The sequence below is a fragment of the Maribacter sp. genome (assembly GCF_016744255.1).
Taxonomy (GTDB): Bacteria; Bacteroidota; Bacteroidia; order Flavobacteriales; family Flavobacteriaceae; genus Maribacter_B.
Genome location: NZ_JADGES010000078.1, coordinates 1 through 16,342, shown reverse-complemented (window position 1 = coordinate 16,342; position 16,342 = coordinate 1). Strand labels below are relative to the sequence as shown.

General features: G+C 34.7%; 13 protein-coding genes, 1 tRNA gene and 1 pseudogene. 9 read left to right on the top strand and 6 right to left on the bottom strand.

The features are described from left to right. A partial coding sequence (locus QZZ51_RS12520; protein WP_291870166.1) for a TrmH family RNA methyltransferase occupies positions 1-335 on the top strand: 335 nt, incomplete at its 5' end. A gap of 136 nt (positions 336-471) precedes the next feature. Here QZZ51_RS12520 and QZZ51_RS12515 read toward each other — a convergent pair. Next, positions 472-543, bottom strand: a tRNA-Gln gene (locus QZZ51_RS12515). 166 nt (positions 544-709) lie between these two features. Between QZZ51_RS12515 and QZZ51_RS12510 the strand changes: the two genes are divergently transcribed. Then, positions 710-4,015: a DUF2723 domain-containing protein gene (locus QZZ51_RS12510; RefSeq protein WP_291870164.1), complete on the top strand. Its 3,306-nt coding sequence runs from the start codon at positions 710-712 to the stop codon at positions 4,013-4,015. 75 nt (positions 4,016-4,090) lie between these two features. On the opposite strand, the gene QZZ51_RS12505 is transcribed toward QZZ51_RS12510, so the two are convergent. The 3 genes from QZZ51_RS12505 to QZZ51_RS12495 form a co-directional block, all read right to left on the bottom strand. Continuing rightward, positions 4,091-4,387, bottom strand: a complete 297-nt coding sequence (locus QZZ51_RS12505; protein ID WP_291870162.1) for a thioredoxin family protein — start codon at positions 4,385-4,387, stop codon at positions 4,091-4,093. Between the two features lie 92 nt (positions 4,388-4,479). Further along, on the bottom strand, positions 4,480-5,709 hold the full coding sequence (locus QZZ51_RS12500) for a metallophosphoesterase (protein ID WP_291870159.1): 1,230 nt from the start codon (positions 5,707-5,709) through the stop codon (positions 4,480-4,482). A gap of 57 nt (positions 5,710-5,766) precedes the next feature. Further along, entirely contained in the window at positions 5,767-6,489 is a 723-nt protein-coding gene (locus QZZ51_RS12495) for a copper homeostasis protein CutC (RefSeq protein WP_291870157.1), read from the bottom strand. A 40-nt stretch (positions 6,490-6,529) separates the two neighbouring features. Here QZZ51_RS12495 and QZZ51_RS12490 point away from each other — a divergent pair, with 40 nt between their 5' ends. The 3 genes from QZZ51_RS12490 (at position 6,530) to QZZ51_RS12480 (ending at position 10,881) form a co-directional block, all read left to right on the top strand. Continuing rightward, entirely contained in the window at positions 6,530-7,522 is a 993-nt protein-coding gene (locus tag QZZ51_RS12490) for a N(4)-(beta-N-acetylglucosaminyl)-L-asparaginase (RefSeq protein ID WP_291870155.1), read from the top strand. Positions 7,523-7,617: 95 nt separating this feature from the next. Further along, the gene (gene polA / locus QZZ51_RS12485) at positions 7,618-10,458 is read left to right on the top strand and encodes a DNA polymerase I (RefSeq protein WP_291870153.1); all 2,841 of its coding nucleotides are present in this window, start codon (positions 7,618-7,620) and stop codon (positions 10,456-10,458) included. 90 nt (positions 10,459-10,548) lie between these two features. Further along, positions 10,549-10,881, top strand: a complete 333-nt coding sequence (locus QZZ51_RS12480) for a T9SS type A sorting domain-containing protein (RefSeq protein WP_291870151.1) — start codon at positions 10,549-10,551, stop codon at positions 10,879-10,881. A gap of 63 nt (positions 10,882-10,944) precedes the next feature. Here the strand turns inward: QZZ51_RS12480 and QZZ51_RS12475 are convergent, their stop codons facing one another. Beyond that, entirely contained in the window at positions 10,945-11,430 is a 486-nt protein-coding gene (locus QZZ51_RS12475; RefSeq protein WP_291870148.1) for a lipocalin family protein, read from the bottom strand. Positions 11,431-12,103: 673 nt separating this feature from the next. Between QZZ51_RS12475 and rplM the strand changes: the two genes are divergently transcribed. The 4 genes from rplM (at position 12,104) to tsf (ending at position 15,307) form a co-directional block, all read left to right on the top strand. Beyond that, complete coding sequence (rplM, locus tag QZZ51_RS12470) at positions 12,104-12,559, top strand: 50S ribosomal protein L13 (protein WP_291870146.1); 456 nt, start codon at positions 12,104-12,106, stop codon at positions 12,557-12,559. After that, complete coding sequence (gene rpsI, locus QZZ51_RS12465) at positions 12,559-12,945, top strand: 30S ribosomal protein S9 (RefSeq protein WP_291870144.1); 387 nt, start codon at positions 12,559-12,561, stop codon at positions 12,943-12,945. The genes rplM and rpsI overlap by 1 nt, the downstream gene beginning before the upstream one ends. Before the next feature lie 233 nt (positions 12,946-13,178). Further along, the gene (gene rpsB, locus QZZ51_RS12460; protein WP_291870142.1) at positions 13,179-14,255 is read left to right on the top strand and encodes a 30S ribosomal protein S2; all 1,077 of its coding nucleotides are present in this window, start codon (positions 13,179-13,181) and stop codon (positions 14,253-14,255) included. 95 nt (positions 14,256-14,350) lie between these two features. After that, positions 14,351-15,307 carry a translation elongation factor Ts gene (gene tsf, locus QZZ51_RS12455; protein WP_291870139.1) on the top strand — a complete coding sequence of 319 codons (957 nt, stop codon included), beginning with the start codon at positions 14,351-14,353 and terminating at the stop codon, positions 15,305-15,307. 143 nt (positions 15,308-15,450) lie between these two features. On the opposite strand, the pseudogene QZZ51_RS12450 reads toward tsf, so the two are convergent. Further along, positions 15,451-16,342 (bottom strand): annotated as a pseudogene (locus tag QZZ51_RS12450) (peptidase M61); the annotation flags it as partial.

Genomic DNA, 16,342 nt, shown 5'->3' with positions numbered 1-16,342 from the left:
GTAAAAGGTACGCAAACCAAGCCTCTGACACCCATAATGCAGTAAAATCCATACCCTATTATCATTACAAAAATTTTGAAGCTTTTTTTGAACACCTTCCTAAAGGAGTACGTGTAGTAGGGGTAGAAAAAACAGATAGAGCCGAAAATTTAGAAACATTTTCTCACCCAAAACGCTGTGTTTACTTATTAGGAGCCGAAGACAATGGATTATCAATAGAAGCTATTGAGCGTTCACATTTTTTAGTTCAATTTAATTCCATCTACAGTTTAAATGTAGCGGTTGCCGGGAGCATAGTCTTATACGACAGAAGCAGAAGCAAACCAATGCAATAACAGATGACAACTAGTCATGACTTGACCCCCTCATCCCTTGATCCTTTATGACTTGATCCCTTCTCAACCAAGACCAAAGTTATTATAACAAAAAATCCCAGCATCTAGGATGCCGGGATTAAGTCATAAATTTTAGTTGGCCCACAAGGACTCGAACCTTGAATGTCGGTACCAAAAACCGGTGTGTTACCAATTACACCATGGGCCAATACTTATTAAGAGCGTGCAAATTTAAAACAAACTTTCATTTGCGCAAGCATTTTTTAAAAAATAATTAAAAAATAGTAAAATCACTTGTTAAAGGTTTGTCAAAAATATTCCTTAGTATCTATATTAATTAGTAAATTCGCCTATCAGGTAAAACTTCAAATTACATGTTTTCTAAGAACTTCAAAAAATGGGACACCATCCTTGGATGGGCAGTTTTCTTCATAGCACTTATTACGTATTCATTAACTGTAGAGCCAACTAGTAGTTTCTGGGATGCTGGGGAATACATTGCAACCTCCGCTAAATTACAGGTAGGTCACCCACCAGGAGCACCATTATTACAAATGATTGGAGCTTTTTTTGCTATGTTCGCTTTTGAGCCCGAGCAAATAGCGCGTATGGTAAATTTTGTATCTGGTGTATCTAGTGCCTTTACCATTCTTTTTATGTTCTGGACTATTACCAATCTTACCAAAAAATTAATAGACGAAGACAAAAAGTTTACCAACAGCAAAGCTATTGCTGTTCTAGGAAGTGGAATTGTCGGAGCGTTAACTTTTACATTTTCCGATAGCTTTTGGTTCAACGCTGTAGAAACCGAGGTTTACTCTATGGCCAGCTTCATTATGGCGGTGTTACTATGGATGGGTCTTAAATGGACCGATAGTTTAGATGACCCGAGAGGCAATAAATGGATCGTTTTAATTTCCTTTGTAGTCGGTTTAACATTCGGCATCCAATTTATGGGCTTTTTAGCTATCCCTACCATTGGTTTACTCTACTATTTTAAAAAATACAAAAAAACTACGGTAAAAAACTTTCTTATCGCCAACGTAGTTGTTATAGCAATACTAATGCTAGTATATAAATTTTCTCTTACCTATGTTTTGCAATTATTCGGATGGGGAGAAGTTTTCTTTGTAAATAATATTGGGCTCCCTTTTAATTCAGGGTCTATAATAATCGGAATTCTATTTATAGGAGCCTTCTATTTTGGCTTAAACTATACTAGAAAAAACAATTTTAAAAGCGCAAATACGATTGTACTTTGCCTTTTATTTCTCTTTTTAGGATTCTCGTCTTGGCTTATGTTACCTATTAGAGCCAATGCCAATGTTGTAATTAATGAGAATAATCCATCAGATGCTAGATCTCTACTTGCCTATTACAATAGAGAGCAATACCCAGGCGTAGACAGCCCTTTTTATGGTGCTTATTTTTCTGATGCTTTTGCAGATGCTGGACCTGAAAGAGACGAAAAACCTAAATACGAGAAAGATTACACTACAGGTAAATATATTATTGTAAATCATTTTAAAGATGCAATGCCTGGACCTAACGAAAAGCACTTAGGCCTTCTCCCAAGAATGTGGAGTACGCAGCATGCAGAAAACTACATGCGTTATTTTGGCCCTTTAGACTTTAAAATGATTAAGTCTAACGACGAACTAAGAAAAGCCGTTAACCAAGTTAAAAACGGTATGAAAACTGGTGAAATAGACACTGAGCAATACATTAGCTTCTTAAGAAGGTTTAGTGACTATATCGAGGTGCAACCACCTAGTGTTTGGCAGAACATAAAATATATGGTAGAATTTCAATTCGGCTATATGTACATGCGTTATTTTATGTGGAATTTTGCGGGTAAGCAAAATGACATTCAAGGGCGCTATAATGAAAACGGAAATTGGATAAGTGGATTTACCCCGATAGATAGTTGGCGCTTAGGAAGTCAAGAAAACCTTCCTAGCGACGTATTAAATAACAAAGGAAGGAATACCTATTTCTTTTTACCCTTATTTCTTGGTATTGTAGGTTTATTTTTTCAAATTTCTAAAAATCCAAAACACTTTTGGGCCTTGTTAATATTTTTCCTTTTTACTGGTTTAGCTATTCAGTTTTACACCAATCCTTATATCTTTCAACCTAGAGAAAGAGATTATTCTTTGGTAGGCTCCTTCTATATTTTTGCCATTTGGGTAGGAATTGGTGTCTATGCCCTTTTCAGTGAATTCAAAAAATTTATCAACCCTAAAATTTTGGCACCAGCAGTTACTACTATATGTCTATTAGCGGTTCCTTCTCTTATGGCTTACCAAAACTGGGACGACCATGACCGTTCTGGTAAATTCACTGCAAGATCATCTGCTAAAGCATATTTAGACTCTTGCCAGAAAGATGCAGGTTCCATAATATTTACTATTGGAGATAACGATACATTCCCGTTATGGTATGCTCAAGAGATAGAGAATTACCGTACCGATGTTAGAGTTATATGTACTAGTCTTTTTGAAACAGATTGGTATGTGGACCAAATGAAAAGACAAGCATACACAAGTGACGCTATACCATCTCAAATTACACATGACAAATATCGCTGGGGATCTAGAGATGTACTATACCACCAAGGCATTACAGAAAATAGATGGCCTCTTAAAGATTTTATTAACTGGATAGATAGTGACAAACCAAGAACAAAATTAAAATACATATTACAACAACAAGGTGGAGACATTAATGACTATCCTGAAAATACGCAGAATATAGTTTACTACCCTACCAACAAAATACGTATTTCTGTAAACAAGAAAAATGCTTTAGAAAACGGCATAGTTAAGGTTAAAGATTCCGCTCTAATGGTCGATTATATCGATATAGATTTACCCTCTGCCATTACAAAAAAAAGCATGATGATGCTAGACATCTTAGCAAATAACGATTGGAAAAGACCTATATACTTCTCTGGTGGTAGTTTTGATGATGCCGAATACATTTGGATGAAGGACTACTTACAGCTAGACGGGCTCGCTTATAAACTTGTACCTATTAAAACCAAAAGACAAAATTCTTTTGATATGGGCCGTATTGATACGGACGTTATGTACAAGATTGTAAAAGGATGGGATTGGGGTAATTCTGGGTCTAATATTTACCACGACACCCAAACTCGTATTCAAGGGTTATCTTTCCGAGGCAATTTAGCTCGTCTTATGGAAGCTTTAATACAAGAAAACAAGATCGATAAAGCAAAAGAAATAATAGATCTTTCTATAACACAAATGCCAGTAGATTACTTTGGCTATTACACGTTTGTAGAACCTTTTGTAGATGGATATTATAAGGTTGGAGAAACCACAAAGGCTAGAGCTTTGTTCGATAAGCTAAAAACAAAATACCAAGAACGCCTAAATTATTATGCTAGCACTACTTTAGATGAGCAGTACAGTAAAATTGATGATATTATTACCGATATGGAGGCATATAGAAGAAATATTGATATCCTTATCTCTAATAACGATCGTGAGATGGCAGAAAAGGAAACCCTAATATTCAATGAATATATAGATAAGTTCCAGCATTTTTATAAAGATGATATTTTAGAAGAGCCTATAGAGTCCCCTGCAACGGATCCAGACCTAAAAGACACGGTAACGATAAAAGATACTACACTCTCTACAGTATCTGAATAGCGTTAAAATAAGACACAAAAAAGCAAGGCATTCCTAATGTATACCTTGCTTTTTGTTTTTATAAAATATTAAATTTTATAAGTATTCGCTCAGAATACCAATAAGAGTATTAGCATCTTGCTCCCCGCTTTGGCGCCAGACCATCTCCCCTTTTTTGTATATCATTAAGGTTGGAAGACCTTTTACCCTAAGAGCCTGAGACAACTCTTTATTCTTATCTACATCAATTTTTATAACCTTTCCCTTATCACCTAAGGCTGCGGCCACATCTCTTAATACAGCATGCATGGCAGTAGAATGATCATTCCAATCTGCATAAAAATCTAACAGTACAGGAACATTCAAATCTATTAATTCACCAAATTTAGACATATAAATAACTTTGCTTTATTAACCAAAAGTAAGAAAAATTGTTAAAACAGATATACAACACCCCTAATTACACCCAAATCGATAGGTTAAATTCATGTTAAGGATTTCTTCTTAAGAGTAATTACAGTGATTTCTGGCCAAATACCAACTCTTCCAGGATACCCTAAAAACCCGAATCCACGATTTACATTTATAAACTGACCCATTTCTTTATATATACCCGCCCAATACGTATATCGCCATTTAACAGGACTCCACTTAATCCACCCTGGAATCTCAATTCCAAATTGCATTCCATGGGTATGCCCACTAAGAGTTAAATGATAATGATACGGATCATTTATTACCTTTTGCTCCCAATGCGAAGGATCATGACTCATTAGTATTTTAAAATCATCCTTATTAATTTCAGCAGCAGCTTTACCTAAATCTCCTGCCTTTTTAAAACCTCCTTTACCCCAATTTTCAACTCCAACCAAGGCTATTTTATCATCACCTTTTGTTAAATATCGACTTTCATTTAATAACAAATCAAAACCAATTTCTTTCTGCAAGGTTTTTAACTCTTCTAAGTTTGCTTCTTTTAATTCATCTGTTTCCCAAGACACATAATCCCCATAATCATGATTTCCTAAAACAGAGAACTTACCATCTTTAGCCTCAAGGGTTGCAAAAAGATCTTTCCACGGATACATTTCCTCCGCTTTATTATTTACCATATCGCCAGTAAATAACAACACATCACTTTTTTGCTTATTAATTAAATCTATTGCATACTCGATCTTCTCACGGTTATCAAAACTACCACTATGTACATCCGATATTTGAGTGATTTTATATCCATCAAAAGCATCTGGCAAATCGTCATATTCTAAATTGTACTTTAATACTTTAAAATTATACTTGCCTTTATACATACCATACAGTAAACCACCAAATGGTATGGCCGCTATACCCATAGCGATAAAACTTAAAAATTTTCTTCTTTCTGGTAAGCTAAACTCTTTTGTTTCTCCCCAAAAACGATAATAGGTTGCCGATAGAAATCTAAATATATCCTCAGAGAACAGAAAAATAACTGCAATCACTTTAAAAACCATCATGGTTAAAAGAAAACCAAAGGCGTAGCTTTTAGGTCTACTTAAAACCCTACCCATCTCTTCTCCTAAAGTAAATTGATATATAAAATTTCCCAGCACCAGTAACGATATAGCTATATAGGTAAAAAACACCCAAGGAAATCTACTTACTGTTTTTAGAGCTTGTAAAACATACACTCCTAAACCTAGGTATATTAAAATAAAAATTATCCATCGCAACATTATTCTTCTTTTTATGTAAAGATATTTGTTTACAGCACCTTTTCTACGTTTTATAATTTATTTAACGCTAGACACCATTGCTTTAATCGCTTTAAAACTTGTCTCCATAATGATGTTATCTTTTAAAAAAGAAGCAGAATACATTGAAATTTTTGTTGAAAAAATTTCTCTTCTCTTAATTTCTACGCCCGAAAGATGAACATACATAAAACTTTTTTCTATAAAAACCTTCGCATTATCGGCATTAATTCCTCCTCCAGGCATAATAACACAATGTTTAGCAATGTTTTTTAGCTCTCGCAAAAACACTACACCTAAGACTGCTGTTTTTTGCTGCCCAGAAGTTAATATATAATCCACTTTTAACTCTTCTAATTGTAGCAATGCTTTTTTAGCATCCTCTACCCAATCAAAAGCTCTATGAAAAGTAAAGTTTATTCCTTTAGAATCCTCAATCAAAATAGCGGTTCTAGCGACATCAATTTCAAAATTTTCAGTTAATATTCCCGAGACGACACCATCAAAACCCAAGTCCACACATAATTTAATATTCCTTCTCATTATCTGGAACTCCGAATCGGAATATGTAAAATCTCCACTACGAGGTCGAACAAGAACATGCACAGGAATAGACACCTGTTCTTTTACACTTTTTAACAGACCATAAGATGGCGTTACCCCTCCTACACCCAACTCCATACAAAGCTCTATTCTATCTGCTCCAGCTTTTTCTGCATTTATGGCCGATTGCAAAGAATTTGCACAAACTTCTACTTGCATTTCCTTATATTTAGAATCCTAAATTAACAAACGTAACCCGATGAAAAGAAGAAAGTTTCTAAAAAATTCAACTTTAAGTACTGCTGGCATTTTATCTGCCACTTTACTAACCTCTTGCAAAGAACAAGAACCTCTTAAAAAATCGACAATAAACACACCCCCTATTAAACCTATCGCTATTTGCACATGGAACTTCTTAAATGCTACAGCAAAGGCCTGGGAAGTATTAAATGCTGGAGGAAATTCTTTAGATGCCGTTCAGCAAGGTGTAATGGTAGAGGAAGCAGATACAACTAACCAAACTGTAGGTGTCGGAGGAAGACCAGACCGAGACGGCAATGTAACCTTAGATTCTTGTATTATGGATAAAAATGGTAATTGCGGTTCTGTAGTTTATCTGCAAAACATTGCTAGTCCAGTTTCTGTTGCCAGAAAAGTAATGGAAGACACACCACATGTAATACTTGCAGGAAAAGGTGCCGAACAATTTGCCTATGAAAAAGGGTTTAAGAAAACCAATCTATTAACAGAGCAATCCAAAAAAGAATGGTTGGAATGGAAAAAAACATCGGAATATAAACCTATTATAAATATTGAAAACCACGATACTATTGGCATGCTTGCCATAGACAAAAATGGAGATATTTCTGGAGCATGTACCACTAGTGGAATGGCATATAAAATAGGCGGTCGCGTTGGAGACTCTCCTATTATTGGAGCCGGACTTTTCGTAGATAATGAAATTGGTGCAGCAACAGCAACAGGTGTTGGCGAAGAAGTAGTACGGACGGTAGGTAGTTTTTTAATCGTAGAGCTTATACGACAAGGAAAAACACCCCAAGAAGCTTGTGAAGAAGGCGTAAAACGCATTATCGCAAAAAACAAAGACAATACCGATTTTCAAATAGGATTTATCGCCATCAATAAAAAAGGAGAAACAGGGAGCTATTGTATCCAACCAGGGTTTACATATAGATCCTATTCTAAAGAAGGACATATAAACATTCCATCAAAGTCATATATAAAAAGTTAGCATTTTATTAGTCGTATAACATTAAAAAGGAAACTATAAATTTTATTCCTTATCACATTAATTCGTAGTTTTGAAATTCTACAATAACAACACTAATGGCAGAACAAAAAAAACTTTTTTTACTCGATGCATTTGCATTAATTTTTAGAGGATATTACGCACTTATAAAAAATCCTAGAATTAATTCTAAAGGAATGGATACCTCTGCAATAATGGGTTTTATGAATTCTTTATTAGATGTAATACGAAGAGAAAAACCAGATTATTTAGCGGTTTGTTTTGATAAAGGTGGTAGTGTAGACAGAAAAGAAATGTTTCCAGAATACAAAGCCAATAGAGACGAGACTCCAGATGCTATACGTATTGCTGTTCCTTATATTCAGAACATTTTAAAAGCTATGGATATTCCTGTTGTTGTTTTAGAAGGGTATGAAGCCGATGATATTATTGGAACTTTAGCCAAACAAGCTGAAAAAGAAGATTATAAAGTCTACATGGTTACTCCGGATAAGGATTTTGGGCAATTAGTTTCCGAAAATATATTCATGTATCGTCCAGCACGTATGGGGAATGGTATAGAAATTTGGGGGATTCCAGAAATACAAAAACGTTTTGGCGTGCAACGCCCTGAGCAAGTAATAGACTACCTGGGGATGATGGGAGATGCCAGTGATAATATACCTGGATTACCAGGTGTTGGAGATAAAACTGCTAAAAAATTTATTGAACAGTTCGATTCTATGGAAGGCCTTTTAGCAAACACAGACAAGCTTAAAGGTAAAATGAAAGAAAAGGTGGAAGCTAACGGAGAACTCGGTTTGCTTTCCAAAAAACTAGCTACTATTGATATTCATTGTGATGTAACTTTTAAAGCAGATGATTACAAACTTTCTGCTCCTAACAGTGAAAAAGTACAAGAAATTTTCGAAGAGCTAGAGTTTAGAAGATTAAGAGAACAATTCTTAAAATTATTTGCTCCACAACAAAATGAAGAACCTACAGAAGCTTCCGCCAATATTGAAAAAACAAACCCTAAAAAAACTTCCCCTGCTGGAGAGGGGCAATTTTCTCTTTTTGGTGGAGACGGAGATTCTCCTGCAACATTAGAAGTTATTTCTAGCAGAAAAACAATTAAAGATGTTGCACATGCATATCAGAGTGTAGCACCAGGAATGGCAATGAAACTTTTTGTGCAAAATTTAATGAAACAGACTTCCGTTTGTTTTGATACAGAAACCACAGGGTTAAATCCATTGACAGCCGAATTAGTAGGAATTGCATTTTCTTGGGAAGCCACTAAAGGGTTCTACATTCCTTTTCCAGAAGAAAAAGAAGAAGCACAAAGTCTTATGGAACAATTACGCCCTTTCTTTGATGCAGAGGGTATTGAAAAAATAGGTCAAAATTTAAAGTACGACATTAAAGTACTTCACAAATACAATATAAAGATAAAAGGCTCTTGTTTTGATACCATGTTAGCGCATTATTTAATTAATCCGGATATGCGCCATAATATGGATGTTCTTGCGGAAACCTATTTAAATTACACTCCCATTTCAATTACAGAATTAATTGGAAAAAAAGGAAAGAACCAACTTTCCATGCGCGATGTTCCCCTAGAGAAACAGACAGAATACGCTGTAGAAGATGCCGATATCACCTACCAATTAGCACAACAATTTAGACCAGAATTAGCAGAAGCTAAAACAGACGGTCTTTTTAATGATATTGAGATTCCCCTACTCCATGTTCTTGCGGATATGGAATTAGAAGGTATAAATCTTGACAAAGCTTTTCTAAATTCTCTTTCGGAGGATTTAAACAAAGACATAGAAAACCTAGTAGCCAAAATATATGACGCTGCAGGCGAAGAATTTAACATTGCTTCTCCAAAACAATTAGGAGAAATCCTATTTAACAAACTAAAACTAGTAGACAAGCCTAAAAAGACAAAAACAGGTCAGTTTTCTACTGCGGAAGATGTACTTTCCTATTTAGCCAAAGACCACGAGATTATCCAGAATGTTTTAGATTATAGAGGCCTTGCTAAATTAAAAAGCACCTATGTAGACGCTTTACCAGAGCAGATTGAAGAAAGTACGGGTCGTGTACACACAGACTATATGCAAACTGTAGCTGCAACAGGTAGATTAAGCAGCAACAATCCTAACTTACAAAATATTCCTATCCGAACAGAAAGAGGCAAACAAGTACGTAAAGCTTTTGTTCCTAAAAATGAGGAATACACTTTATTGGCTGCGGATTACTCACAGATAGAACTGCGTATTATTGCTGCATTAAGTGAAGAAACCACCATGATTGAAGCTTTTAAGAACGGGGAAGACATCCATGCTTCTACCGCCTCCAAAGTTTTTAATGTCCCATTAGAAAAAGTAACGCGGGAACAACGTAGTAATGCAAAAACTGTGAATTTTGGAATCATATATGGTGTTTCTGCTTTTGGATTAAGCAACCAAACAGACCTTTCTAGAGGAGAAGCCAAAGAACTTATAGATACCTATTACAAAACCTACCCAAAACTACGCAGCTACATGAGCGAGCAAGTAAATTTTGCTCGTGACAATGGATATGTGCAAACCGTTTTAGGCCGCCGTAGATACTTAAAAGACATTAATGGCAATAATGCTATTGTTCGTGGCGCAGCGGAACGTAATGCTGTAAATGCTCCCATTCAAGGAAGTGCCGCAGACATTATAAAAATTGCTATGATTAATATTCATAAAAAATTAGAAGAAGGCAATTACAAATCTAAAATGCTTTTACAAGTACATGATGAATTAGTTTTTGATATACACAAGCCCGAATTAGAAGAGCTACAGACTTTAATTAAATCGGAAATGGAAAATGCGTACACAATTGCGGTTCCATTAGATGTTGAAGTAGGCTTAGGTGATAATTGGCTCGAGGCGCATTAAGACTTAATGTTAAATATTAGTCAAAATTGATACTCATAACGCTATAATTGTAATTATAGCGTTATTGTTATATACAGAGGACTACGTATTATGAACAGACTCATTCTTACTCTACTTATAACATTCCTATTTAGTATTGCAATTAATGCACAATCTAATAGCATTAAAAATGAACTGGTAAAAACAAGCGTAAAGGTTTTTCCAAACCCTGCTACAAATGTTGTTAATGTATTGGGTTTACAGAACTCTAACACCTCCAGCATTACAATACTAGACACATATGGAAATATAGTCCTAAGACATATATGGGAAATAAGAAATAACGCTATTAACATTCCGATTTCCTCTCTCACTCCAGGTATTTACATAATCACTATACAATCTAAAGAACAACAAATACAAACAAAATTTTATAAAAAATAAGCACAAAAAACCACCTAGGGAATTCTAGGTGGTTTTTTGTGCTTATTTAAGGATTAATTTCTATTATTTCTTTTTAAATACTAATTCTCCTTTCGTGTTAAAATTAGGAAGATCTAAACCCTCTGCATCTACAGTCATTTTATTTCCATCTACAGTTGCTTTTGCACTAACGTCATCCCCATCCTTATCTTTAAATTTAATCACCCCATTTTCATAAGTATACGTTGTTGTTTGAGTGTCTTTTTCTATTGGACATGGAACCACTAATCCTGTTGGACCAGCACTAATATTCAAATAATTAATAGCATTCTCAGTAATTAAAGTAGCATCATTCTTAAATTCAAAAGTAACTATCGTACAGTCTTCCTTCCTTAATTTATTTAGAGCATCTTCTGCTAAATTTAAATAGGTTCCAGCAGCTTCTGCATCCACTTGAAACTCGGCCAGCTCCCACACTCCTATAATGCCTTTATCATCAGCAATAGCATCTTTAGAACATGATACAAGTAAAGTACTCATTGCCATAAAAGTAAATATTATTTTTTTCATTGGTTTCGTTTTGGTTATGGATTAGTTTTATACTTCAACCAAACGAAAAGTAAGGAACTATATTGCAATACTATTATTATAATACAAAACAGATAGATAGTCATTACAAATTAAGGTACTATCTTTTTCCTGCCCTAAACATAGCTATCTAAATTCTCCCGTAAAAGTATTCATGGTATCCCTGCTACCTGTAACTCCTTGAGGCCACACCAATCTACAGTCCACCACTCCCTATCCATTAATTAGTAACGATACATCAAAATAGAATTCTAGCTAAAATTCCAAACACTTCCAAAATACCATCTACTACAAATTACTATACCCACATCTAAAGGAGGTATAACATATTCTAACATCAGCTATGTATAATCTCTAGAAAGAAAGGATAGAACAAGAAAACACCATTATTAGGTATTAGGAATAACGAGTATTTCATTTTTTGAATTAATTTAGTTATACATAAAGAACTTTAACTTAATAAATTCTACAGTATGCTTCAATATAATTTTAACAAAACTAAGGCCATCTGGAAACTTAAAAACAATAGAAAAAAGTAAACAACAGAAAAAAGTAAAAAATAATAAGAAACAACCATTTGTATTTCAACTTAATAGTTGTACATTTGCAGCCCTCTTACAGGGAAAGAAGTGTATAATAGAAAAAAACAGCAGTAGTGGATACATTAAGTTATAAGACTGTCTCAGCAAATAGAGCAACCGTAAACAAAGAGTGGTTATTGGTTGATGCTGAAGGTCAAACATTGGGACGTCTTGCTTCTAAAGTAGCAAAATTACTTAGAGGAAAGCATAAGACAAACTATACTCCTCACGTTGATTGTGGGGATAACGTAGTTATTATTAATGCAGAAAAGATAGCTCTTTCTGGTAACAAATGGGATACTAAATCTTATAGCCGTTACACAGGATACCCTGGAGGACAACGCCATACATCCGTAAAAGATATGTTGGCAAAAACTCCTGGTCGTATTGTTGAGAAGGCTGTAAAAGGAATGCTTCCGAAAAATAGATTAGGCGCTGAATTATTCAGAAACCTTAAGGTTAATGTTGGGCCAAATCATGATCAAGAAGCACAAAAACCAACTGTTGTTAACATAAACGAATTAAGATAATGGAGATAATTCACAAAATTGGTAGAAGAAAAACGGCTGTAGCTCGTGTTTATCTTTCTGAAGGAACAGGAAATATTACAATAAATTCTAGAGATTTAAACGATTATTTCCCGACAGCAACTTTACAATACAAAATTAAGCAAGCCTTTACCTTAACAGATACTGTAGATAACTACGATGTTAAAGTAAATGTATTTGGAGGTGGTAGCACAGGACAAGCAGAAGCTATTCGTTTAGCTTTAGCTAGAGTAATGTGTGAAATCGATGCTGAAAACAGATTAACACTTAAGCCAGAAGGTCTTTTAACTAGAGACCCAAGAATGGTGGAACGTAAGAAATTTGGTCAGAAGAAAGCTCGTAAGAAATTCCAGTTCTCTAAACGTTAATACAAGATTACCAGGGTATTCTAACGAATACCCTTTTTTTATATTTTTAACTAGTTCATTGAAAGTCTCAAAAGAGAGACACTTAAAAATCTTATTATCTTTTCTATAAAGTAATAAGTATAGGGTAGATTTAGAATCTCCCATATTAGTTTAGCATCTAAATAATAGAGGCTTGCATTTACATGCATACCACTCTAGTATTGCTAATTCATAAGAACGTAAACTAAAACAAAATGGCGAGAGTCGAAGTAAAACAATTATTAGAAGCAGGTGTACACTTTGGACACCTTACAAGAAAGTGGAATCCAAACATGGCTCCTTACATCTACATGGAGCGTAATGGGATTCACGTAATCAACCTTTACAAAACAGTAGCAAAATTAGATGAGGCTAATGAAGCTTTGCGTAAAATCGCAGCTTCTGGCAGAAAAATCTTATTTGTTGCAACAAAAAAACAAGCGAAAGACATCGTAGCTGAAAAAGTAGCTAAGGTAAACATGCCTTATATTACGGAAAGATGGCCTGGCGGAATGTTAACCAACTTTGTGACTATCCGTAAAGCTGTTAAAAAAATGGCTTCTATTGATCGTATGAAGAAAGATGGTACATTCATGACTCTTTCTAAAAAAGAACGCCTACAAGTAGATCGTTTAAGAGCTAAATTAGAAAAGAATTTAGGTTCTATTTCTGAAATGACTCGTTTACCAGGTGCCCTTTTCATAGTAGATACTATGAGAGAACACATTGCCGTTAAAGAAGCTCAAAAATTGAATATTCCAATTTTTGCAATGGTAGATACAAACTGTGACCCTAGAGATATTGATTATGTTGTACCAGCAAATGATGATGCATCTAAATCTATAGACATTATTATGGAGGAAGTTACTAATGCTGTCGCAGAAGGGTTAGCAGAGCGTAAATCTGACAAACAAACTGCTGCTCCTAAAGTTGAAGCAAAAACTGAAGCTCCTAAAAAAGAAGCACCAAAAACTGAAGAAGCGCCAAAAACTGAAGAACCTAAAGCCCAAGTTCCTGTAGCAAAAGCTGCCGCTGCAAAAGCAGATGATTTAACAAAAGTGGAAGGTATTGGACCAAAAGCTGCTGAAGCTTTAGTCAATGCTGGATTTGTAACTTTCGCTGATTTAGCTAAAGGTGAAGCTGAAAAGATTAAAGAAATTTTAACGGAAGCAAGCTCAAGAATGGCTCATTTAGATCCAACTTCTTGGCCAAAGCAAGCACAAATGGCTGCTGACGGTAAGTGGGATGAGCTTAAAGTATGGCAAGATAACACAAAAGGCGGAGTAGAATAGGAAGCACAATAAATTGTTTTACTACTAAAACTTTACCTTAAAACTTGACACAATTATTGTGTTTTATTTTACATAATCCAAAAAAATAAAAGAAAATGGCTAAAATTACCGCCGCAGAAGTAAATAAATTAAGAAAAGCTACAGGCGCAGGAATGATGGACTGCAAAAATGCCTTAGTAGAAGCAGAAGGAGATTTTGACAAAGCAATTGAAGTTCTTCGTAAAAAAGGACAGAAAGTTGCAGCAAAAAGAGCCGATAGAGATTCCTCTGAAGGCGCTGCAATATCTAAAGTAAACGCAGACAACACCGTAGGTGTTGCTATCGTTTTAGGTTGTGAAACTGATTTTGTTGGTAAAAATGAAAACTTTGTTGCTTTAGCAAATGAATTAGCTGAAAAAGCTATTAATTTCGACAACAAAGAAGACTTTTTAGCATCTGATTTTGGCGGAATGACTGTTGCTGATAAATTAATTGAGCAAACTGGTGTTATTGGTGAAAAACTAGAAATCAACGGTTTTGAAAAATTAGAAGCTCCTTACGTTGGCACTTATGTTCACATTAACAAAATTGCTGCTTTAGTTGGCTTAAATGCTAAAAACGAAGAAGTTGCTAAAGATGTAGCTATGCAAGTAGCTTCTATGGGCGCAACAACTTTATCTTACAAAGATTTTGACCCAGCATTTGTTGCTTCTGAAACAGAAGCTAGAATTGCTGTAATAGAGAAAGATAATATTGAATTAGGTCGTTTAGGTAAAACACTTAAAAATGTACCTCAATATATTTCTATGTCTCAGTTAACTGCTGAAGTTTTAGCTAAAGCTGAAGAAGCTGCTAAAGCTGAATTAAGTGCTGAAGGAAAACCAGAGAAAATTTGGGATAAAATTCTTCCAGGAAAAATGGAAAGATTTATTTCTGACAACACCACTTTGGATCAAGAACAATGTTTATTAGATCAGAATTTTATTAAGAATGAAAAAATAAATGTTGCTCAATACGTAGAGTCGGCAGGAGATTTATCTGTTGTAGATTTTAAGCGTGTTGCTTTAGGATAATTCCACAATACATTATATTTATCAAAACCGCCTTATAGGCGGTTTTTTTATTCCTTATAGCTTTGTAATCACACTCTTACATTGCATAAAAAAAGCTACTGAATTCAGTAGCTTTTTTTTAGATATCCATTAAAGTTTATTCCCTAGTTATGTAGCCAAGCATGCTTTAAGGTTAATGCTGCTTCTGAAACTTCTTTTAAGCTCCTTATCTTAGTAACCTCTAACATTGGCGTTCCCACAACACCTTCTACAACTTTTTCTTCTCCGTTGCGCTCTACAATGATTTTTATAGGTGTCTCAGCTGTCCAACCAAAGCTTTCCCCTATAATAGGCCTAATCGCTTCTAAATTAATAGGCGTCCCGTTAATACTCTTAATAACGTCTCCTCCCTGAATACCTAAATCTGTAAAAAAAGAACTTAAAGCAATCCCATTACGAATAAAAATAGTGTTATCATTTTTAGCATCTACATCAATAAAAGGTATATCGCCCTCTAAAAAATATCCTGTTTGTTGCTTCTCGGTTTTACTTCCTAGACCCACTTTTGCCAAATAAATATTGTAATCTATTGGAGTGCCACCAATAACATGGGCATCAAAAAATACACGTAGTTCTGGATACGTCATCTTCACTATTTCATCTATCAATTTATCATCTTCAAAAGGAGTAGAAACATCATACTTTCTCGAAAGCTCCTTCATTAGCCATAGGACACCCTTCTCACCATTACTTAATTGACGCAAAGTAATATCCAACACCATGTTAATTAATGCTCCCTTTTCATAAACATTAGCATAATTAGCCTCGTAAGGCTCTTCTAATATATTTTTACTCATTGTTGTAAATGACATAGCATCATCATAACCCTTAGAATTACTAACCTTGTCCATAATTCTTTTATAAAACTCTTCTTCAGTGATTAAACCTTGTTGTATTTGAAAAAGATTAGCAAAATATTCCGTAGTACCTTCATACATCCAAAGATGTTGCGACATCTTTGGATTATTAAAATCGAAATACTGCACTTCTTTAGAA